18 protein-coding genes and 2 pseudogenes are annotated in these 21,853 nt (G+C 58.9%); 13 read left to right on the top strand and 7 right to left on the bottom strand.

The features are described 5' to 3' along the window. Positions 1 to 12: 12 nt before the first annotated feature. A complete protein-coding gene (gene efeB / locus AC07VO_RS01220) occupies positions 13 to 1,311 on the top strand; it encodes an iron uptake transporter deferrochelatase/peroxidase subunit (RefSeq protein WP_111453295.1) in 1,299 nt (432 codons plus the stop codon). A 26-nt stretch (positions 1,312 to 1,337) separates the two neighbouring features. Beyond that, the gene (efeO, locus tag AC07VO_RS01215) at positions 1,338 to 2,162 is read left to right on the top strand and encodes an iron uptake system protein EfeO (protein WP_018929123.1); all 825 of its coding nucleotides are present in this window, start codon (positions 1,338 to 1,340) and stop codon (positions 2,160 to 2,162) included. 89 nt (positions 2,163 to 2,251) lie between these two features. On the opposite strand, the gene pssA is transcribed toward efeO, so the two are convergent. Then, on the bottom strand, positions 2,252 to 3,595 hold the full coding sequence (gene pssA, locus AC07VO_RS01210) for a CDP-diacylglycerol--serine O-phosphatidyltransferase (RefSeq protein WP_192350472.1): 1,344 nt from the start codon (positions 3,593 to 3,595) through the stop codon (positions 2,252 to 2,254). Between the two features lie 228 nt (positions 3,596 to 3,823). On the opposite strand from pssA, the gene AC07VO_RS01205 reads away from it, so the two are divergent. From AC07VO_RS01205 to AC07VO_RS01195, 3 genes are all read left to right on the top strand, one after another. After that, positions 3,824 to 4,387, top strand: coding sequence for a TetR/AcrR family transcriptional regulator (locus AC07VO_RS01205; RefSeq protein WP_064617761.1), 564 nt, complete (start codon positions 3,824 to 3,826; stop codon positions 4,385 to 4,387). Positions 4,388 to 4,443: 56 nt separating this feature from the next. Then, positions 4,444 to 4,920 carry a nuclear transport factor 2 family protein gene (locus AC07VO_RS01200; protein ID WP_018929120.1) on the top strand — a complete coding sequence of 159 codons (477 nt, stop codon included), beginning with the start codon at positions 4,444 to 4,446 and terminating at the stop codon, positions 4,918 to 4,920. A 133-nt stretch (positions 4,921 to 5,053) separates the two neighbouring features. Then, positions 5,054 to 5,833, top strand: a complete 780-nt coding sequence (locus AC07VO_RS01195; protein ID WP_018929119.1) for a TSUP family transporter — start codon at positions 5,054 to 5,056, stop codon at positions 5,831 to 5,833. On the opposite strand, the gene nudC is transcribed toward AC07VO_RS01195, so the two are convergent. The 3 genes from nudC to AC07VO_RS01180 all read right to left on the bottom strand — a co-directional run bounded on the left by nudC (position 5,801) and on the right by AC07VO_RS01180 (position 8,440). Beyond that, a complete protein-coding gene (gene nudC / locus AC07VO_RS01190) occupies positions 5,801 to 6,631 on the bottom strand; it encodes an NAD(+) diphosphatase (RefSeq protein ID WP_192350470.1) in 831 nt (276 codons plus the stop codon). The two genes, AC07VO_RS01195 and nudC, sit on opposite strands and share 33 nt — an antisense overlap. 6 nt (positions 6,632 to 6,637) lie before the next feature. Next, a complete protein-coding gene (locus AC07VO_RS01185; RefSeq protein ID WP_192350468.1) occupies positions 6,638 to 7,450 on the bottom strand; it encodes a crotonase/enoyl-CoA hydratase family protein in 813 nt (270 codons plus the stop codon). A gap of 216 nt (positions 7,451 to 7,666) precedes the next feature. Continuing rightward, positions 7,667 to 8,440: a class I SAM-dependent methyltransferase gene (locus AC07VO_RS01180; RefSeq protein ID WP_018929116.1), complete on the bottom strand. Its 774-nt coding sequence runs from the start codon at positions 8,438 to 8,440 to the stop codon at positions 7,667 to 7,669. Positions 8,441 to 8,738: 298 nt separating this feature from the next. Here AC07VO_RS01180 and pncA point away from each other — a divergent pair, with 298 nt between their 5' ends. Further along, positions 8,739 to 9,368, top strand: a complete 630-nt coding sequence (pncA, locus tag AC07VO_RS01175) for a bifunctional nicotinamidase/pyrazinamidase (protein ID WP_111453290.1) — start codon at positions 8,739 to 8,741, stop codon at positions 9,366 to 9,368. Between the two features lie 182 nt (positions 9,369 to 9,550). Here pncA and AC07VO_RS01170 read toward each other — a convergent pair whose 3' ends face one another. Then, the gene (locus AC07VO_RS01170) at positions 9,551 to 10,852 is read right to left on the bottom strand and encodes an ATP-binding protein (RefSeq protein ID WP_064617753.1); all 1,302 of its coding nucleotides are present in this window, start codon (positions 10,850 to 10,852) and stop codon (positions 9,551 to 9,553) included. A gap of 3 nt (positions 10,853 to 10,855) precedes the next feature. Further along, a complete protein-coding gene (locus AC07VO_RS01165; protein WP_018929113.1) occupies positions 10,856 to 11,557 on the bottom strand; it encodes a response regulator in 702 nt (233 codons plus the stop codon). A gap of 251 nt (positions 11,558 to 11,808) precedes the next feature. Between AC07VO_RS01165 and AC07VO_RS01160 the strand changes: the two genes are divergently transcribed. The 7 genes and pseudogenes from AC07VO_RS01160 to AC07VO_RS01130 all read left to right on the top strand — a co-directional run. Beyond that, entirely contained in the window at positions 11,809 to 12,966 is a 1,158-nt protein-coding gene (locus tag AC07VO_RS01160) for an efflux RND transporter periplasmic adaptor subunit (protein ID WP_018929112.1), read from the top strand. A gap of 14 nt (positions 12,967 to 12,980) precedes the next feature. Beyond that, complete coding sequence (locus tag AC07VO_RS01155; RefSeq protein WP_192350464.1) at positions 12,981 to 16,076, top strand: multidrug efflux RND transporter permease subunit; 3,096 nt, start codon at positions 12,981 to 12,983, stop codon at positions 16,074 to 16,076. Between the two features lie 187 nt (positions 16,077 to 16,263). After that, positions 16,264 to 17,154: a hypothetical protein gene (locus tag AC07VO_RS01150; RefSeq protein WP_192350462.1), complete on the top strand. Its 891-nt coding sequence runs from the start codon at positions 16,264 to 16,266 to the stop codon at positions 17,152 to 17,154. Between the two features lie 97 nt (positions 17,155 to 17,251). Continuing rightward, positions 17,252 to 17,893: a DUF1345 domain-containing protein gene (locus tag AC07VO_RS01145; protein WP_019649642.1), complete on the top strand. Its 642-nt coding sequence runs from the start codon at positions 17,252 to 17,254 to the stop codon at positions 17,891 to 17,893. Between the two features lie 200 nt (positions 17,894 to 18,093). Continuing rightward, on the top strand, positions 18,094 to 18,543 hold the full coding sequence (locus AC07VO_RS01140) for a hypothetical protein (protein ID WP_086944331.1): 450 nt from the start codon (positions 18,094 to 18,096) through the stop codon (positions 18,541 to 18,543). A gap of 137 nt (positions 18,544 to 18,680) precedes the next feature. Continuing rightward, positions 18,681 to 18,947, top strand: a pseudogene (locus AC07VO_RS01135) (transposase); the annotation flags it as partial. A gap of 2 nt (positions 18,948 to 18,949) precedes the next feature. Beyond that, positions 18,950 to 19,141: pseudogene (locus AC07VO_RS01130) on the top strand (transposase); the annotation flags it as partial. Positions 19,142 to 19,261: 120 nt separating this feature from the next. Here the strand turns inward: AC07VO_RS01130 and AC07VO_RS01125 are convergent. Next, a complete protein-coding gene (locus AC07VO_RS01125; RefSeq protein ID WP_225609187.1) occupies positions 19,262 to 21,622 on the bottom strand; it encodes an autotransporter outer membrane beta-barrel domain-containing protein in 2,361 nt (786 codons plus the stop codon). Positions 21,623 to 21,853 lie beyond the last annotated feature (231 nt).

Raw genomic sequence — 21,853 nt, 5'->3', positions numbered from 1 at the left:
GACCTCAGACAGATGAACGACTCAGAACAGTTTTCAGCACAACGCCGTCGTGTATTGATGGGTATGGGAGCCGCCGGTGTGGCGATAGCCGGTTCGGCCCTGAGTTGCCCGGTCATGGCCGCGACCCCGGCGCAAGTCACCGAAGCACCGAGCAGCGACAAGACCGAGGACCGCCACGCCTTCCACGGCCAGCACCAGACCGGCATCGTCACCCCGCGCCCAACATCCGGCATGCTGGTGTCGTTCGACGTATTGGCCAGCGACCGCGCAGATCTGGAGCGGCTGTTTCGCACGCTCAACGAGCGTATCGCGTTCCTGATGCAGGGCGGTCCGGTGGCGCAGGTAGACCCCAAACTGCCGCCGCTGGACTCGGGGATTCTTGGCCCGGTGGTCACACCGGACAACCTGACCATCACCGTATCGGTGGGCGAGTCGCTGTTCGACGAGCGCTTCGGTCTGGCCGGCGCCAAGCCCAAGCGGCTGATCCGCATGGTCGGTTTCCCCAACGACGCACTGGAGGCCGACTGCTGCCACGGCGACCTTAGCCTGCAGTTCTGCTCCAACACCGCCGACACCAACATCCACGCCCTGCGCGACATCGTGAAAAACCTGCCGGACCTGTTGCTGGTGCGCTGGAAGCAGGAAGGCAGCGTGCCTCCGCAAGCCCCGACGAAACCCGGTGTGCCGGCGCAAAGCGCACGCAACTTTCTGGGTTTTCGCGACGGCTCGGCCAACCCCGACTCCAACGACGCCAAGGCCATGGACAGCATCGTCTGGGTCCAGCCCGGCAGCGACGAACCGGCCTGGGCGGTCAACGGCAGCTACCAGGCGGTGCGGATCATCCGCAACTTCGTCGAGCGCTGGGACCGCACGCCGCTGCAAGAACAGCAAAGCATTATCGGCCGGGTCAAGAGCACCGGTGCACCGATGGATGGTGCGCATGAAACCCAAGTCCCGGATTACGCCAAAGACCCGGAAGGCAAGCTGACCAAACTCGACGCCCACATCCGCCTAGCCAACCCGCGCACCGCCGCAACCCAGGCCAATCTGATCCTGCGCCGGCCGTTCAACTACTCCAACGGCGTGAACAAGAACGGTCAGCTGGACATGGGTTTGCTGTTCATCTGTTACCAGGCGGATTTGCAAAAAGGCTTCATCACCGTGCAGACCCGACTCAATGGCGAGCCGTTGGAGGAATACCTGAAACCGGTTGGCGGCGGGTACTTCTTCACCCTGCCGGGTGTGACCGGCGACAAGGACTTCATCGGCCGCTCGCTGCTCAACGCTACACAACCCAAAGCCTCAGTCTGACCCTTACCACTCCACGGAACCGTCCCATGAAAAAGTCGCCCCTCGCGTTACTGCTGACCCTTGGTTTGCTCAACACCCCGTTTTCGGCTTTCGCGGCGACGGCGCCGCTGGAGTTGGTGGGGCCGATCTCGGACTACAAGATCTACGTCACCGAACAGCTGGATGAACTCGCCAGCCACACTCAGCAATTCACCGATGCAGTGAAAAAAGGCGACCTGGCCACCGCCAAAAAGCTCTACGCACCGACCCGCGTCTATTACGAGTCGATCGAACCGATTGCCGAGTTGTTCAGTGACCTCGATGCGTCCATCGACTCCCGGGTCGACGACCACGAAAAAGGCGTGAAGGCCGAAGACTTCACCGGTTTCCATCGCATCGAATATTCATTGTTTTCAGAGAACAGCACCCAGGGTCTGGACAAGCTGGCTGACGGCTTGAACAAAGACGTGAAAGACCTGCAAACCCGCGTCGCCGGCCTGACCTTCCCACCGGAAAAAGTCGTCGGCGGCGCCGCTGCGCTGCTTGAAGAAGTGGCCGCCACCAAGATATCCGGCGAGGAAGATCGCTACAGCCACACCGACCTCTATGATTTCCAGGGCAACATCGACGGCGCGAAGAAAATCGTCGACCTGTTCCGTCCGCAGATCGAGAAGCAAGACGCGGCATTCATGGCCAAAGTCGACAAGAACTTCGCTACGGTGAACAAGACGTTAGCCAAGTACAAAACTACAGGGGGTGGTTTTGAAACGTATGACAAGGTGAAGGACAGCGACCGCAAAGCGCTGGTCGGGCCGGTGAATACCTTGGCTGAGGACTTGTCGATGTTGCGGGGGAAGTTGGGGTTGAACTGAATATCGGCGTTGTCTGTGAAAAGATCGCAGCCTTCGGCGGCGCCCACAGGCGCGGAGCTGCCGAAGGCTGCAATCTTTGCTTTTGAGCCCTACAAAATCCGATACAACAACCGCTCGATCCGCACCCGACTCACACGCTTGAGAAACTTGGCCACTCCCGCCGGGTAATCCGGCAGCGTTTGCAGATCCAGGTAACGCTCAATACGGCGGGTGTGCTGGAAAATTTCCGCCAGTTCCTTGCCACGCGGCTCCAGCAACTCGCCTTTCGGATCATCAATCAGCAACGCATTTTCCAGGTCGAGACGGAACGCCCGTGGATTGAGGTTGTTGCCGGTCAGCAAGGTGTAGCGCTGATCGATCCACATGCCCTTGAGATGATAGCTGTTGTCACCATCCTTCCACAGATGCAGGTTCAGCTTGCCGCTGTCGATGTTGCGCTGATGACGCTTGGCGAAACGTCGCAGGCTGATTTCGTAGAGGTATGGCAGCGCCGCGATCACCTTGAACGGCTCGCTGGGCGGGATGTAGAAGTCGTTGGCGGTCTTGTCGCCGACGATGATGTCGATCTTCACGCCGCGAGCCAGGGCCCGATTGATTTCCCGGGTCACCGCCAGCGGCAGGTTGAAGTACGGCGTGCAGATGGTCAGCTGATGCTGCGCACTGGCGATCAGCTCGCAGATGACTCGACTCAACGGGTTGTTCTTGCCCACACCGAGCAACGGACTGACCGATAAACCGCCCTTTGCCGTGCTGCCCGCCGTGGTGTCGTACGCCGCGTGCTTGAGACGGCTGCGCAGGTCGCCGATGTCGTGGCGCAGACTGCGGGTGGTCGGCAGGTTCGGCAGGTCTAGGCGATGCACCGCTTTGGAGGTGATCAAGCCGTGCTGGATCAAGTGATGCATCGAATCGGCGAGCGCCTGATTCTGCAGCAGGTGATAACGGTCGAAGCGGTACTTGTCGAATTTGTGCAGGTAAACGTTGTTCAGGCTCGCGCCGCTGTAGATCACGCAATCGTCGATCACGAAGCCTTTCAAATGCAGTACGCCGAACAGTTCGCGGGTCTGCACCGGCACGCCGTACACCGGCACTTCGCTTTCGTGGGTACGGGTGGTTTCCTGATACCAGGCTGAGTTGCCCGGTTGCTTGCCGGCACCGATCAAGCCGCGCTGGGCGCGCAGCCAGTCCACGACCACCACCACGTCCAGTTCCGGACGTGCCAGTTTGGCCGCGTGCAGCGCATCGAGGATTTCCTGGCCGGCCTCATCCTGTTGCAGGTACAGCGCAACAATATAGATACGCCGGGTCGCCTGAGCGATTTTTTCCAGCAGGCAACGACGGAACTCGGCAGCGCCAGAGAGGATGGTGACGGCATCGGCGGTCAGCGGAAAACTGCGCAATTTAGGCAGCAGAGAACGTTTGAAAAGCAACGGCATAGGGCTCGCAAAGGGTCGAATCCGAAGAGCCTGAGAGCTTACACCATGGATGGGTTTGGGTCTTGTTACTGTCTGTAAAGACCTCTTCGCGGGCAAGCCTCGCTCCTACGTTTTTTCGTCGTTTGGAACACAAATCCTGTAGGAGCGAGGCTTGCCCGCGAAGGCAATTTCATAGGCGCTACAAATAACTACTTGACCATGAAGAACGATCATTCTACTGTTAGCCACATGAACGAAATCATTAGCAACGACACACGCGACATCATTCTGGATGTCACCGAAAAGTTGATCTACAAAAGTGGCATCGCTGCCACCGGCATGGATCTTCTGGTGAAAACCGCCGGCGTCTCCAGAAAAAGTATTTACCGCTACTTCGCCAACAAGGAGGAGCTTGTCGTCGCGGCCCTGCAACGCCGCGATGAGCGCTGGATGCACTGGTACCGGAGCGAAGTCGGCACGGCCCAAACCCCGGCCGAGCGGCTGCTCAACCTGTTTACCGTGCTCAAGGCCTGGTTCGTCTCCGAAGGCTTCCGCGGCTGCGCATTCATCAATACCAGCGGCGAAACCGGCGACCCGCAAGACCCGGTTCGCCTGGTCGCCAAAGACCACAAACAGAAGCTGCTCGACTACGTGCGCGAGCTCTGTACCGAACATGGCGCAACAGACCCGGAGACGCTGGCCAGACAGCTGCTGATCCTGATCGACGGTGCCATTACCGTAGCGCTTGTGATGGGTGATCACAGTGCCGCCGATAATGCGCAATGCATGGCGCGAAAGTTATTGGACCTGTAACACTTTAAATAAGCCCGACAACTTGCTTGAACGTTAATTTGATAGGGAGACTTAATATGTCTACTGCCGAAGTTCGTCCGCCATTGCCGCCGTTTACCCGTGAATCGGCCATCGAAAAAGTTCGCCTGGCCGAAGATGGCTGGAACTCCCGTGACCCGGAACGGGTGTCTCTTGCCTACACCCTGGACACCCAGTGGCGTAACCGCGCCGAGTTCGCCCACAACCGCGAAGAAGCCAAAGCTTTCCTGACCCGCAAATGGGCCAAGGAACTGGACTACCGACTGATCAAGGAGCTCTGGGCCCATGGCGACAACCGCATCGCCGTGCGTTACGCCTACGAATGGCACGACGATTCAGGCAACTGGTTCCGTTCCTACGGCAATGAGAACTGGGAGTTCGACGAGAACGGCCTGATGTTCAACCGCTACGCCTGCATCAACGACCTGCCGATCAAGGAAAGCGAGCGCAAATTCCACTGGCCACTGGGTCGCCGGCCGGATGATCACCCAGGTCTCTCCGATCTAGGCCTGTAGACACAATCCCCCTGACCGATCGTTCCCGCGCTCCCGCTTGGGAACGATCGGCTGTACCCGGATAACTTTATGGGTAAGATACCGGCCTTTCCCCGCAGCCCTCTTCTGCGCCCTGCCGAATAAGCCCCATTCCATGCCTTTCGAACTCAGCGTTGACCCCACTACCCTGGCCGTTCTGGCTCTCGTCGCTTTCATTGCCGGTTTCATCGACGCCATCGCCGGTGGTGGCGGTCTGTTGACCACCCCGGCACTGCTGACCGCCGGCCTGCCGCCGCATCTGGTACTGGGCACCAACAAACTCAGTTCGACCTTTGGCTCGGCCACCGCCAGCTTCACCTTCTACCGCCGCAAGCTGTTCCATCCACGGCAGTGGATGCACGCCATCGTCGGCACGTTGGTTGGTGCGCTCAGCGGCGCCATCGTCGCTCATTACTTGCCGGCGGAATGGCTGAACAAGATGCTGCCGGTAATTGTGTTCGCCTGCGGCCTGTACCTGTTGTTCGGCGGCACACCGAAAGCGCCGCTGGACAGCGATGCACCGATCAAGAAAAAGTGGCAATCGAGTCAAGGCTTCAGCCTCGGTTTCTATGACGGCGTGGCCGGCCCGGGAACGGGGGCGTTCTGGACCGTCAGCAGCCTGCTGCTCTACCCCATCGACCTGGTCAAGGCCAGCGGCGTGGCGCGCAGCATGAACTTCGTCAGCAACATTGCGGCGCTGTCGGTGTTCATCTTTTCCGGGCAAGTGGACTGGATTATCGGCCTGAGCATGGGCCTGTCGGTGATGGTCGGCGCCTTCTTCGGCGCGCGCACCGCCATCAGCGGCGGTGCGAAATTCATTCGTCCGGTGTTCATTACGGTGGTGCTCGGCCTGACCGTGCGCCTAGCCTGGCAGCACTGGTTCAGCGTGGCCTAAGCGCCGCGCCACGTAGACGTCGATCAGGTAGCGGGCAATCGAGCGTGACGCCGGCAACGGCGGCAGCTCGTGCACGTTGAACCACTGGGCGTCTTCGATCTCGTCTTCCTGACAGACAATCTCGCCACCGGCGTACTCGGCATGAAAACCGAGCATCATCGAATGCGGGAACGGCCAGCACTGACTGCCCATGTACTGGATGTTCTTGACCTCGATTTGCACCTCTTCGCGAACCTCGCGAATCAGGCAATCTTCGGCCGACTCACCCGGCTCGGCAAACCCCGCCAACGTGCTGTAGACCCCGGTGACAAAACGCGGCGAACGGGCCAGCAGAACCTCGTCGCCACGGGTCACCAGCACAATCATGCTCGGCGAAATACGTGGGTAGCTGCGTAAATCGCATGGCTCGCAGTACATTGCCCGCTCGCGCGGCACCTGGATCATCGCCTGCCCGCAGTTGCCGCAAAAACGGTGCTCACGGGCCCAGGTACCGATTTGCGCGGCATAGCCCAGAACCTTGTAGACGGTGTGATCGCCATCGAGCATGAACGCCCGCAGGCCTTTCCAGTTACAACCCGGCACGTCGCTGTGACTGCGCAATTCCAGCAGGTACACCGGTTCGCCATCCAGGTGACCAATGCCGTGCTCGGCAAGAACCGACAAGTCCTGACGCTTGAGCCATTCCCGTGGAAACAGGGCGCCATTGTCATCGAACAAAAAGCCTTCGGGGCTGCGCGCCACGGCCCAGCCGCCGGGTTGATCGGTGTCCAGTACTGCAGTGGTCCAGCGTGAAGTCATGGTTAATCAATCCAGAAATTCGGGTTTCTGTTTGTTCATATGGGCGGCCATGGCCACGCGCAGATCGGTGGACTGCAGCATGGCGGCGTTCCACGTGGCGACGTATTCAAGGCCGTCGTCGATGCGATGGTCGCGCATGTAGCTGATCATCTCTTTGGTACCGGTGATGGCAATCGGCGACTTGCCGGCGATTTCGCGGGCAATCCCCATCACGCCTTCAAGCAGGCTGGCGGTGTCGCTGTAGACGCGATTGACCAGGCCAATGTTACGCGCTTCTTCGGCGCCAAAGGTGCGACCAGTGTAAGCCAGTTCACGCAGCATGCCGTCACCGATGATCCGCGGCAAGCGTTGCAAAGTGCCAACATCGGCCGCCATGCCGATATCGATTTCCTTGATGGAAAATTGCGCGTCTTCAGCCGCGTAACGCATGTCGCAGGCGGAAATCAGGTCGATGGCGCCGCCCAGGCAATAACCCTGCACCGCCGCCAGCACCGGTTTGCGGCAGTTGTCGACGGCGTTGAACGACGCTTGCAGCGCCAGGATCTTGCGCCGCAGCAGGCGCGCATTGCGGCCGACGTCCTTGCCCAGCTCATTGGCCACACCGGCGAGCATCATCAGGTCGATACCGGAAGAAAAATGCTTGCCGGCGCCGCTGAGCACCACCACCCGGACTTCATCGGTATCATCGACCCACTGGAAAATCTCGATGATCTCGCTCCAGAACGCGGCGTTCATCGAGTTGATCTTGTCCGGACGGTTGATCTGCACATGGGCGATGTTATCAGCCAGTTCGACGCTGAAGGCGGTGTATTGAGACATGGCAGTGATCCTTTACCGGGCAGAAAATGAGGCCCGAACTATAACAAGGCATCCGTGCCGGCAGTAAGGCAGCGGTTCGGCCAAATGCGGGACTGGCTTCAGGTTTTTTTAGCGTCTGGACCGGCCCTTTCGCGAGCAAGCCTGCTCCCACAGGGGGTCTTTGGCGCTCACAAATTCCCTGTGTGTGGGCTTACTCGCGAAGGCCGCACCGCCGATCTAACGGCCCTTCACCGCCACAAACGCTACGGTTTCATAAGGCACGGTCACCACATCCCGCCCCCTCAGCGCCGGTTCCCCGGCAATCAATGCCCGCAGTTGTGCATCAACCTTCGCCCGCTCCGCCACCGGCAACGCAGCGATATAACTGATCGAGCGCACCCGATTGAAAATTACATCCTCCAGCGACCCCGTATGACCATGACTGAAATACTGCACCTGCAACGGCCCGAATGCCTGATGTGGAAAGGCTTCGCGCCACGCGCCGGTGTAATAACGCGGTGTGTCGCCTTCCAGCGCGTTGACAATCGCATCCAGTTTTGGCATCCAGCTGACCTTGGCGTCGCGCAGGTTCCACACCAGCCCCAGCTTGCCGCCGGGCTTGAGCACCCGGGCAATCTCGGTCAACGCCTCGGTGCTGGCAAACCAGTGAAAGGCCTGAGCACAGACCACCACGTCCACCGACGCATCCGGCAGCGGGAGGTCGGTGGCGGTGCCGCTCGCTGCCAGTACCTCAGGAAAGGCTTCGCACAGTTTCTCCAGCATCTGCGGCACAGGTTCCACCGCAATCACCTGCGCCCCGGTCGCCACCAACGGCCCGGTGAACTTGCCGGTGCCGGCGCCTAGGTCGAGAACGGTTCTATCGGCGTTCAACTCAAGGGTAACCGTAAGCCAGTCAGCCACTTGGGGTGGATAATCCGGACGACCACGGACATAGGTGTCGGCACCGGTTTTATACCCTGCGGCCGCAGAGGGATGGACCTGATCTTTCATGGCAGTTCTCCAAATGGACAACGAACGCTGTCGAGGATAGCGCCTCGATTTGCGCTTTCCTTGCAATGATTGTCAGAAAAAAATGAATAATTGTTCACACTGCGGTGTTCACCGTCCATCGCCCATGAGGTCCATGACCGTTGTCTATTGGGCGAGCATGGAACACGCCTTGATGCTGATCGGGCATAACCCGGCGGCAGCACTGGAGGGCCCGGCGAAGTTATTGAGAAGCCGGCTTAGCACTCCAGCGAACTTGTCACTATGCTTGCACCCGACTTTCCAAGGAGGAACCTACCCCATGCCAATTTCTTCACGCGCTGCCTTACTGGTCATCGACGTACAAAACGACTTCATTCCCGGCGGTCAATTGCCGGTGCCGGAGGGTGACCTGATTGTGCCCCTGATTAATCGTCTGGGTCACCAGTTCAAACAGGTCATCATTGCCCAGGACTGGCACCCGCCCGGCCACGCCTCGTTCGCTTCCAGCCACCCTGGGCACAAGCCTTACGACGTGATTCAGTTGCCTTACGGTGAACAGACGCTGTGGCCGGAGCATTGTGTTCGCGCCACGCCCGGCGCCGAGTTCCACCCGGAGCTGGACCTGCCCCACGCCCAATTGATCATCCGCAAGGGCTGCAACCCGGACATCGACAGTTATTCGGCGTTTCTGGAGGCGGATCGAACCACAACCACCGGTTTGGCCGGGTACCTGAAAGAACGCGGCATCGACACGGTTTACATGGTCGGGCTGGCACTGGATTTCTGCGTGATGTTTTCTGCGCTGGATGCGCGGGCGGCGGGGTTCAATGCGTTTGTGGTGATGGATGCTTGCCGCGCGATTGATCTGGAAGGGTCGCTGGCGGCGGCGATTGAGCGGATGCAGGTGGCGGGGGTTGGGTTGATTGAGTCAGCCGAACTGCTCGACTGAACTGCAGATCGTTCCCTCACCTGGCTCGTAGCAGCTGCCGAGCCCGCGAGGCTGCGTCCGAGGACGCAGTCCTCGCAAGTCCTGCGAATGCGGTTTTCCTGGAAGAACCGGTTGCCTGGTTTTACGAGTGCTGCGCACTCGAACGCAGCCTCGCGGGCTCGGCAGCTGCTACAACGAATGCGTCAGGCCGAGGTGGGCAGCCACAAACGGAACCGTGCGCCGCCCAATGGTGATGCCTGCGCGGTCAGCGTGCCGCCCTGCGCTTCCAGTGCTCGGCGGCTGATTGCCAGCCCCAGGCCAAACCCGCCTGTGGCGCGATCCCGACTGCGATCCAGCCGATAGAACGGCTCAAAGATCCGCTCCCGCTCTTCATCGGGAATGCCAATGCCATCGTCGTCCACCCAGATCTCACAGCCTTTGGCGCACACCTGCACACCAATCTGAATCCGTTTCTCGCAATAGCGCATGGCGTTGCGCAGCAGGTTCTGGATCGCCCGGGCGGTCAATCTCGGATCCAGCGAGAAGCGTTCGAGCTGACCGTGCAGCAGCACATCAATGACGATTTCCGGTGACTCAAGCTCTTCATCGACGCTGCCCAAAATACTGTCGATGAATTCATCCAGCGACACCTCGACCTGATCCGGCAGCCGAGCCGGGTTTTGCAATCGGCTGTAGGACAGCAGCTCCAGCACCAGCTCATCCAGTTCGCGAATGTGCGCGACCAGGCCTTGCAGGCGTTCCCGGCTGGTGGCCGGCAAGTCGTCGGACAGCGCCAGGGCCAGGCCGAAATCCAGCCGCGTCAACGGCGTGCGCAATTCGTGGGACACGGCGTTGAGCAAGTCGCGCTGCTGGTTGAGCAGGTTTTCGATGTCGCCGGCCATGGTGTCGAACACGTTGGCCAGGCTGCCGATGTTGGAGCTGGGGGAAATCTGCGTGCGCTCGCTCAGGTGGCCCTTGCCGAAGCGTTCGGCGGTGCTTTTGAGACGTTCCAGGTCGCGCCAGTGCGGGCGCAGCCACAACAACAGGCAGGCCAGCATCGTCGCACCGATCAGCACGTTGATGCTCCAGTACAACCAACTGACATCCGTGGGGTCCGGTGGCACGACCATCTCCACCACCATCTGCTCGTTCAACGGTGTCACCGCCAGGGTGCGCCAGCCCCAGTCGCCGATGCGTACCACGTTCTCCCCGCGCTGCAAGCGTTCGCGCTCATCCAGGGTAAATTCGGCATCGTCATTGCGGGCCAAAATGATGTGCAGCGGCTGGAACTCCTTGTCCATCTCCGCCGCCAGCGCCGGCCACTGCTCGACAGGCACCGTACGAAACTGTTTGACGATCAGCGTTTGCAAACCTCGGGAGTAATCGAGGTTGTAGGTCACAAAACGCTCATGGAAGACCTTGATCACCAGGTCCGGCACCAGGTAGATCGCCGCGCTGAACGAAACGATGGTCACCAGATACAGACGAAACAGGATTCTGAACATGGTTCAGCATTCCCACTCGGAGCGGCTGAACAGGTAGCCCTTGCCCCACACGGTCTTGATCTTGCGCGCCTCGCCGGCGTGGTCGTCGAACTTGCGTCGCAGTTTGGAGATGGCCACGTCCACCGAGCGGTCGGTACCGTTGAATTCGATACCGCGCAGGCGTTGCAGAATCTGATCGCGGCTCAGCACTTCGCCGGCATGCCGGGCCAGCACCACCAGCAAGTTGTATTCGCCGCTGGACAGCTCGACCAGTTGCCCGCGCCAGGTCACAGTGCGCTCGGACAGGTCGATGCACAGGTTGCCCATGAGAATACGGTCATTAGCGGTCTGCGGTTCGCTGAGGCTGCTGCGACGCAACAGCGTGCGTACGCGGGCCAGCAACACACGGGGCTCGCAGGGTTTGGTGACGTAGTCGTCGGCGCCCATTTCCAGGCCCAGCACCTGATCGTGACTGTCGTCACGGGCGGTGAGCATCAGGATCGGCAACGTCGCCGAATCCGCCCGCAGCAAGCGGCAGACCTGCAAGCCGTCGAGCCCCGGCAGCATCAGATCGAGAATCACCAGGTCCGGCGGACTGACCCGCGCGCGTTCGCGTACATGATCGCCGCGGCTGATCACGCTGACGGAATAACCGTTGCGTTCCAGGTAGCTGGCAATCAGTTCCGAGAGCGCGGTGTCGTCTTCGACCAGGAGGATGTTGGGCATGGGTGTTTCCAGAAAGTGCTGTGGCGAACTTCAGGGCCTCTTCGCGGGCAAGCCTCGCTCCTACTGTAGGAGCGAGGCTTGCCCGCGAAGGCGGCCTGACCGTCGCAAAAAGTTTCAAGCTGCGAAGGATATACGCCCTCACGCATACGCGAGCAAAACCCTTACACAATTTCACACAGCACCAACAAAGCTTCACCGCTACCCTCATCGACTCCCCGTAGGATGCGGGTAGTCATTATTGGGGTATTTCCATGTCAAAGAACCTGCTTGCCACGCTCAGCCTGATTGCCCTGGCGTTGACGCTGAGCGCTTGTGACCAGTCTTCGACCGCCGAAGAATCGGCACCGCTGGCCACGGTGCGCATCGAAACCGTCGAAGCTCGTCCTCTGTCAATCAGCAGCGACTTGAGCGGGCGGATTGCCGCGCCACGGATTGCCGAAGTGCGTGCCCGGGTTGCCGGCGTGGTGTTACAGCGGGTCTTCCGCGAAGGCAGCGACGTGAATAAAGGCGACGTTCTGTTCCGTATCGACCCGGCCCCCTTCAAGGCCGACCTGGACAGCGCCGAAGCCGCGCTGCGCAAGGCCGAAGCCAACGCGTTCCAGGCCAGATTGCAGGAGCAGCGTTACGCCCAGTTGATCGAAGGCAACGCCATCAGCGCTCAGGATTACGACAATGCCCGAGCCAATGCCCGGCAGACCGCCGCCGATGTCGCCGCCAACAAAGCCGCGGTGGAGCGGGCGAAACTGAACCTCGGTTATGCCACCGTCACCGCGCCGATTTCCGGGCGCATCGGCCGCGCGCTGGTGACTGAAGGCGCGCTGGTGGGGCAGAACGAAACCACGCCGCTGGCGCTGATTCAGCAGTTGAACCCGATCCACGCCGACCTGACCCAATCGACCCGTGAACTCAACGACCTGCGCCGGGCCTTCCGCTCTGGCCAGTTAAAGGAAGTGGGCCAAGGCCAGGCCAAAGCCACGCTGATCCAGGACGACGGCAGCCTTTATCCATTGCCCGGCAAGTTGTTGTTCACCGACATCACCGTCGACCCGGGCACCGGTCAGATCATCCTGCGCAGCGAGTTCCCCAACCCGGACCTCGACTTGCTGCCAGGCAGCTTCGTTCGCGTACGTCTGGAGCAGGCCTTCAATCAGCAAGGCATCAGCGTGCCGCAACGGGCCATTCAGCGTGACAGCGCCGGTGTCGCCCAAGTGCTATTGCTCGACGCCGAACAGCGGGTCGGCCAGCAACCGGTAGAGCTGGGCCCGGTGCAGAACGATCGCTGGATCGTCACCCGCGGCCTCAAGCCCGGTGACCGCATCGTCACTGAAGGCCTGCAACACGCGCGCCCCGGTGAGAAAGTCCAGATCGACAACACCCCTCTTCCACTTGCCCAGGTTTCTGGCCAGTAAGCAGGACGCTTTTTATGCCGCAGTTCTTTATCGATCGCCCGGTGTTCGCCTGGGTGGTTGCCCTGTTCATCCTGCTGGCCGGTGCGTTGGCCATTGGGCAGTTACCCGTGGCGCAATACCCGAACGTTGCGCCGCCGAAAGTCGAAATCTACGCCACCTACCCCGGCGCTTCGGCGCAGACCGTGGACGAAAGCGTGGTCAGCTTGATCGAGGGAGAACTCAACGGCGCCGACCATCTGCTGTACTTCGAATCCCAGAGCAGCCTCGGCAGCGCCACCATCACCGCGACGTTCCAGCCGGGCACCAATCCGGAAATGGCCCAGGTCGATGTGCAAAACCGCCTCAAAGCGGTTGAGTCGCGCCTGCCTCAGGCGGTCACCCAGCAAGGTTTGCAGGTGGAGAAAGTCTCCGCCGGTTTCCTGTTGCTGATCACCCTCACCTCCAGCGACGGCAAGCTCGATGACGTGGCGCTCAGCGATTACCTGGCGCGCAACGTGATGAACGAGATCAAGCGTCTGGACGGCGTCGGCAAGGCCCAGTTGTACGGCGCCGAACGGGCGATGCGGATCTGGATCGACCCGCAGAAGCTGATCGGCTTCAACCTGACCCCGGCTGACGTCAACGCCGCTATCGTCGCGCAGAACGCTCAGGTTTCCGCGGGCAGCATCGGCGACTTGCCGACCCGCACCACTCAGGAAATCACCGCGACCGTTCTGGTCAAAGGCCAGCTGTCGACGCCTGAAGAATTCGCCGACATCGTGCTCAAGGCCAATCCTGACGGTTCTACCGTGCGCATCCGTGATGTGGCGCGGGTCGAGATCGGCAGCCAGGAATATCAGTTCTCCACACGCCTGAACGGCAAACCGTCTACCGCCGTCAGTGTGCAACTGTCGCCGGGCGCCAATGCCCTGAGCACCGCAACGCTGGTGCGAGCAAAGATGGACGAGTTGGCGCGCTATTTCCCGGCCGGTGTCGAATACAAGATCCCGTACGACACCTCACCCTTCGTCAAGGTCTCGATCACCAAAGTGGTTTACACCCTCGGCGAGGCGATGGTGCTGGTGTTTGCGGTGATGTTCCTGTTCCTGCAGAACATCCGCTACACGCTGATCCCGACGCTGGTGGTGCCGGTGGCGTTGATGGGCACGTTTGCGACCATGCTCGCGCTGGGCTTCTCGATCAACGTGCTGACCATGTTCGGCATGGTGCTGGCCATCGGCATCCTGGTGGACGACGCGATTGTGGTGGTGGAGAACGTCGAACGAATCATGGCCACCGAAGGCCTGTCGCCCAAGGAAGCGACGCGCAAGGCGATGAAGCAGATCACCGGCGCGATCATCGGCATCACCCTGGTGCTGGTGGCGGTATTCATTCCGATGGCGTTCATGCAGGGCTCGGTCGGGGTGATTTACCAACAGTTCTCGCTGTCGATGGCCACGTCGATCCTGTTCTCGGCATTCCTCGCCCTGACGTTGACCCCGGCGTTGTGTGCGACGCTGTTGAAGCCGATTGCCAAAGGCGAGCATCACGAAAAAGCCGGATTCTTTGGCTGGTTCAACCGGCGCTTCGAACAACTGACCGAGCGTTATCAGGGCTGGGTCGCCTATGCGTTGAAACGCACCGGTCGTTACCTGTTGATCTATGGCGTGCTGCTGGTCGGCCTGGGATTGTGTTTCAGTCGTCTGCCCTCCTCGTTCCTGCCGGTGGAAGACCAGGGCTACACCATCACCGACATCCAACTGCCACCGGGCGCGAGCAAGAATCGCACAATAAATGTGGTGGAGCAGATCGAAGCACACAACGCCACCGAACCGGGCGTCGGCGACAGCACAGTGATTCTCGGCTTCAGTTTTTCCGGTAGCGGGCAGAACGCTGCGCTGGCGTTCACCACGCTCAAGGACTGGTCGGATCGGGGCAGCGACGACTCGGCGAGTTCCATCGCCGATCGCGCCAACATCGCGCTGAGCCAGATCAAGGATGCCATGGCTTTCTCGGTGCTGCCGCCGCCTGTTGACGGTCTCGGCACCTCCAGCGGTTTCGAGTTCCGCTTGCAGGACCGTGGCGGCCTCGGCCATGCCACGCTGATGAAAGCGCGCAGCGAATTGCTCGCCGCCGCCGAGAAAAGCCCGATCCTGATGAATGTGCGCGAAAGCGCCCTGGCCGAAGCGCCACAGGTTCAGCTGATCGTGGACCGCAAGCAAGCCAACGCCTTGGGCATCTCCTTTGCCGACATCGGCAACGTACTGTCCACCGCTGTGGGTTCGGCTTACATCAACGACTTCCCCAACCAGGGGCGAATGCAGCGAGTGGTGGTCCAGGCCGAAGGCGATCAACGCAGCCAGGTCGCCGATCTGCTGAAGATTCACGTACGCAACAACGCTGAAAAAATGGTGCCGCTGTCGGCCTTCGTCCGGGCCAACTGGACCCAGGGCCCGGCGCAATTGACCCGATACAACGGCTACCCGGCCATCAGCATTTCCGGTGAACCGGCGCCCGGTTACAGTACTGGCGAAGCCATGGCGGAAATCGAACGGCTGGTGGCGCAAGGCCCGGCGGGGTTGGGTCAGGAATGGACCGGGTTGTCGTTGCAGGAACGCTTGTCCGGTAGTCAGGCGCCGATGCTGCTCGGTCTGTCGCTGCTGATCGTGTTCCTGTGCCTGGCGGCGCTGTATGAGAGTTGGTCGATTCCGACCTCGGTGCTGCTGGTGGTGCCGCTGGGTGTGCTCGGCGCGGTCCTGGCTGTGACCCTGCGCGGGATGCCCAACGACGTGTTCTTCAAGGTCGGGCTGATCACCATCATTGGCCTGTCGGCGAAGAACGCAATCCTGATCATCGAGTTCGCCAAAAGCCTGTATGACGAAGGTCATGACCTGATCGATGCCACGCTGCAAGCGGCGCGCCTGCGGTTGCGGCCGATTGTGATGACATCGCTGGCGTTCATTCTTGGGGTGGTGCCGTTGGCGATTGCTACCGGGGCCAGTTCCGCAAGCCAGCAGGCGATCGGCACCGGGGTGATCGGCGGGATGATCACGGCGACATTGGCGGTGGTGTTTGTACCGGTGTTTTTTGTGGTGGTGATGAAGTGGGTGAAGCGTAAAGCGAAAGGATAGGTCAAAGTTCTCGGGCGATGCCAACAGCTGTCGCCCGAGAAGACATTTAACGCATATAAAATATCGCTATAACTAACAAGTCCCTTACACCCGTCATATCTGACAGTAGCCGAAATATCTCATGGGCCCATAAGCTGCACGCTCTAGTCATCAATCACACCTACACGTTTTGATTCAGGAGCGCCCCATGAAGAATACAACCACTGGCACTGTCACAGCGGAAGTGAAAGATGGCCTCAAGTATGTTAGCAATGAGTTTTACCGCTTCTACAAAGACCCCAGAACAAATCAATGGAATGCACAATCGGCTGATCGTAAAGATGAAAAAAATGCGATCCAGTTGTCTTTCCGATTCCCCCCCAACGGCAATGAAACCTTCCAGATCAACAACAGCAATGACGCAACGAGCGCAAGTGCATCGTGGACCGTTCACTCCGTAAGCGGGATCCGACCTTTCATTGCGACGTCAGGTGAGTTGACTAACGTCAATCTCGACATCCCCAACGGGACGGCAAGTTTTAATTTTTTTTTCACAGCAGAGTCTGGGGGGCAAAAAGTGATTGTCAGCGAAGGCTCGTGCGAATATCAAAACTTTGATGACACCCTGTCAATTGCAAAGGCTGATACTGCCGGCACCTTCACGGCTACACTTGAGGGCGGCGCGTATACAGAATACAACGCCAATAGATTTCAGCTGGAGGCCCTCCCCGCAGACCCGGTTGTTGGCCCGAATACTCCACATTGGCGCGCCTGGTCCCAAACCTATTCCTTCGATGTACCCAACCACCCGCTGGATTCAGTCAATATCTTATGTGCTTGCGACCTCGGACCTGGCACTTATGAACTGGCCGCCTTCAAGGATAAAATCCGCGTAAGTTACAGCGAGTATCGTCCGGGAATAATAGTAGGTTACTCGGTACGAAGCGGCAAACTGGTGATCGAGCACGTGCCCGTGGAGGGTTCATCGCAAGGTTTCACGGGCCGCCTGGATTTCATCAGTGAAATAGCCTCCAACGGAACGCAGATTACGTTTAATAACGGACGTTTCACTTTCATCAATAATCCTCAGACCCCTTAACGCCTATGACCTGCCTAGGCTTGACCTGAAAGGCGGCGCTTGATGCACCACTCACACCAGGGCTAAGGTGCTGAAAAGCCCCTGACCGTGAGCCCCCATGCCCTTCCTCGCCCGCACCCACCCTCGCCTGTCCGCCGCCGCCACCCTTGGCGTCGCGGCAGGCATTCTGGCTCCGGCCGACTCGATCCTCGGCAAAATCCTCATCGGCTGGAATGCCGGGGTCTGGACGTATCTGGCCCTGATCATCTGGCTGACCATGCGTTCCAAAGCCGACGACGTGAAACGCATCGCCGAAGTCGAGGACGAAAACGCCGGGCTGGTGCTGTTCACCGTGAGCATGGCTGCACTGGCCAGCCTCGCCGCCATCACCCTCCAACTAGCAGGCAGCAAAGATCTGGACACCTATCACCGGCTGTTGCACTACGGCTTTACCGGGATGACCGTGATCGGCTCGTGGCTGTTGATCGGGGTGATCTTCAGCGTGCATTACGCCCGGTTGTATTACACCTGGGAAGGCAAGGAACCTGCGCTGCGATTTGCCGAAGGGCTGACAACCCCCAATTACTGGGACTTCCTGTACTTCTCGTTCACCATCGGCGTGGCGGTGCAGACCGCGGATGTCGGCGTCGCCACGCGGGAATTGCGCAAGATCGTGCTAGCGCAATCGTTGATCGGGTTTGTGTTCAACACGGCGATATTGGGGTTTTCCATCAACATTGCCGCCGGTTTGTTCAGCTGACGACCGCCCCCTGCTCTGTTCAGCCTGGATACCAGCGTTTTGTGCCTGCATGCTGAGGCCATCCATTCACAGATTTTGACAGCTGTAACCTGTCAGGTTTGACAGTTTACAACCCGTCAGGAAAACGCTTCCATGGTGCATCCAGAGTTAGGGTCGGACGGCCTTTGGATACTTCCTTTTAGTGAACGGAGATCCTATTCATGAACGCTGTAATCAAACAAATCAGCTTTGCCCCAGGTAACTATGTTACTGCGAAGGCTTTCGCCAACACTGGTACACCCATCGAGGATTTCATTGCCACTTCCCGACTGATAGACCAGGTAAAAGTCGGCGTTCAACAACTTGATGCCGTACAGATTACGGCCATCGATCGACCCGCTTCGAATACTAAAGCCAAAAGCTATCCGGCACGTGAAATTATCATCATCCTCCCCAAGGACTACCCGGTGGGCAAACATGCGATCAAAAGCAGTCCCGATGTGGCACTCAGCTTTAAAGACGACACCGTGGTAAGTGAAGCCATTTCAGGCGAAATCGAAATCGAACCGGCTGTCGGCAGCGCTAACGTCAAAGCCAAGTTCAAGGTGAGCGTAGAGAATGCCGACGGAACTACATTTCAGCTCGATGGCGATCTTCAAGTTTTGAAATGATAACCGCTGTGTAAACCTTATTCAGGACGGGACACACAGTCAAAAAAAGGGAAGCCAGCGCAGACCGTGTGAAAACCTAGCAATCTGCTGGCCGGTTAAAGAAAATGCCCGTATCGCAAGATACGGGCATTTTTCTTATGCGCTATATCCAAGGTAAAAACCACGCCCAGACCGCACTGTTTCCAGTGTCGCTGGACGAACTTATTCCCGATGACCATCTGGTTCGCGTCATCGAAGCCTATGTTTCGCTTCTGGACTTTGAGCAACTGGGTTTCGACAAAGCCAGACCCAAGGCCACCGGACGTCCTTCATACGATCCTGCCGATCTGCTCAAACTCTATCTGTACGGTTATTTTCAGCGTATTCGCTCCTCGCGACGGCTCGAGGCCGAGTGTCAGCGCAATTGATGGTTAGCCGGCGATCCATCGTCGAACACCCTTTCGGCAATCTCAAGCAATGGCTATTTGGCAATGGCCGGTTCTTGCTGAGACAGCTGAAAGGCGCCCGAGCCGAATTGGCATTGGCGGTACAAGCCTACAACCTGAAAAGGGCGATCAAGGTGCTGGGAGCACAAAAGCTGATGGCGTTGATGGGCTGAGAGGCCCTTTATTTTTCAGATTTCAGAAAAGCAAATGCCCCGACAAGTCGGGGCATTTGCTTTAAACCGCGGCAGACTGCGTTTTCACACGGTCTGCCGCGCTTCCCTTTTTCATTCGCGTCAGAACTTGTAATGCGCCCCCATGTTCACGCCAAAGTCCTTGGTAACGCCATCGCCCTTGCTGGTATCCAGTTCCGCGTGTAGCTGCCAGCGGTCATTGAGGGTCCAGGATGCTCCGGCGGCAACCTCCAACCGGCTGCCGGACAAATCATTGTTGAATTTATTGTTATTGACGCGCACCTCATTGGTCTTCACGAACTCATGAACGCCAGCAACACGCACATGAGGTTGCAGGACGCTGCCGTCAGACAGCTTCATGCCACGTCCCAGCGTTACACCCGCCTTGCCGAGCATGGAACGTGTGGTGTCGGCGTCGACCTTCAGGCCATTGTCCAGACTGAAGTCCTTGCCTTGCACGGAGGCTGCCTGCCATTGAGTGAACACCTCTGCGTAATAGCCGTCCTTGAAGTCGATGCGCTTGCCGAACTCGACCGATGCACTGGCCCCCAGATTGTTGTAGTTGCCTTTGGTTTTGGTGTTATCGCTCAGTGCCACATTGGCTTCATTGCGGAAGTGATTGAGCTTGGCCACCGTATCCAGGTAATAGCCACTATCACCCAGCCAGGTGCCATAAACGCCGAGGGATGTACTGCCGATTTCACCGGAGCTGCCACGGCTCAGATCGAGATCGGATTTGCTGTAACCGGCAAACACACCCAGCAACACGCGCTCGCCCGCGATCTCCACCGGGGTATCGACCCCCATCGACAACCCGTACTGGCGCTGGCTATAGCCGTTCCCGTAGGCATTGTTGCCGATGCTGTACCGACTGCCGAAAGACCGGACCCATCCGCCGGTTTGCCCGCCATTGACACGTAGATCGCCCATCCGGTTGTTCAATAGAGCCATTTCGCCGTAGGTCACCGCAGGCGTCGTGCCGGTAATCGCCAATATCGAGCGGGTCGGTGTGCTGACGACTTCCTTGTCGGGCTGCAAGTACCAGTCATTCCCGTCCTTCACCAGTCTATAAGTGAACGCCCCGACATCGACCTGGTTGTTGACGAGGCCGTATTGCGCGTTTGAAGCAACGCTCTGCACCACCTTGATCGAAGCATCATTGACCGGATCGAAACCCGAACTGCGAACCAGCAACTGATGATCGCCGGCAGCGCTTGCAGTGATATTCAACAAATCACTGATGCCCTGGTTGAAATCGGTACTCATCCTGAATGTACCGTTGCCCGCCAGGTTGGCCACGTTCAGTTGAAAATATTCCTGATTAGTGCCTAATCGGACTCCGCCGCCATTGCTGAGTGTCAGGTTGTTCACCGACTGGCTGCCGGTCATCTGCCAGAGCGCCTGATTACTGATGGCGAAATTGGCGACGTTGTTCACTTGCCCCGTCAGGCTCGCCCCGTTATCCAGTGTCAAGCCAGAAGCACTGCCCGTCGCAGCGTTGACGTTGCCGGTCATGATGCTCTGGTTGTTGATGGACACGCTGGCGACATTGTCCAGGTTACCGCTCAGTGTCGAACCATTATCAAGCGCGACACTTGAAGCACCCAGCACGTTACCGGTCATACGTGCCTGATTATTTAACACGGCGGTCGTGACGTTTTGCAGGTCCCCGGTCAACGATGCATTGTTCTGCAGCGTGACGTTGGCGGAACTGCCGGAAGCCACCGTTACATTACCGGTCAATGCGCTGTTATCCACAAGGAAACCAGCCGAGGCGCCTCGCCTGACTTCCAGCAACGTATTGTTGCCTGAGACCAGGCTCGAGCCATTACGCACTTCGATGTTGGCCACGGTCGGAAAGTTCGGCGCGTTGATGCCGACCACCAACGCCGACCCTGTCTTGCCTTCGACACGGGTAGCGTCCAGAACGATGGTGGTTGGAATGACAGTCGATACTTGCGTGTCGGTGCCCACCGTCACGCCATTGAGGCCGCCGGTGATCGTACTTCCGGTGGCCGACAGTGAACCCTCCAGCATCCGAATCCCGAAACTGGTGGCGCCAGTCCCTTCAACAGTGGAATTTCGCAGATTGAGGACGCTGAACCGGTTGCCCGCGATACCTCCTTGCAAACCTCGAACGACAGACCCATTGCGCAATGTCACATTCGAACCACCGACGCTGGCGACGTTTCGTACCGCAGAGATGCCGATGCCGGTGGCACTGTTGACGCTCGAGTTGTCCAGGTTGGCGCTAGCGTTGGTCAGGGAAATACCTGAACCCGTTGCGGCGCTGACGTTTGAGCCAGTCAAGTTGAACACACCACCAGCAGCACTGGTCATCTGCAGTGTTGTGGCATTGGTGGCGTTCAACGTAGCGTTGCTTTGAAGCTGCCAGGTTTGCAGGGGTGTCGTGGCGTCGATGGCTTGAGTGGTGCCCGCCGGAACAGTGGCAGCCTGAGTCATCGATGAATTCATCAGAAGAGGCATCAGGGTTGCCACCCAGAAGCTGATCGATGTTTTCAAAAAAGGAAATTGCGACTTTGGCAACATAGTTGAGTCCTACTCGATTGCATTCCATCAGGAACGAGTTTCCGACTCAAACAGTGTGCGAGCCGGACTAAAACGGTCGCCAGACTACGGATAACTTTCCCGGGGATATGTAGGATCAATCTCCGTCTTTGTACGATTTATCCC

The sequence above is a fragment of the Pseudomonas sp. GW821-FHT03E01 genome, assembly GCF_059420765.1.
The sequence above is the reverse complement of the archived record's forward strand: the minus strand, read 5'-3'. Positions and strand labels throughout refer to the sequence as shown.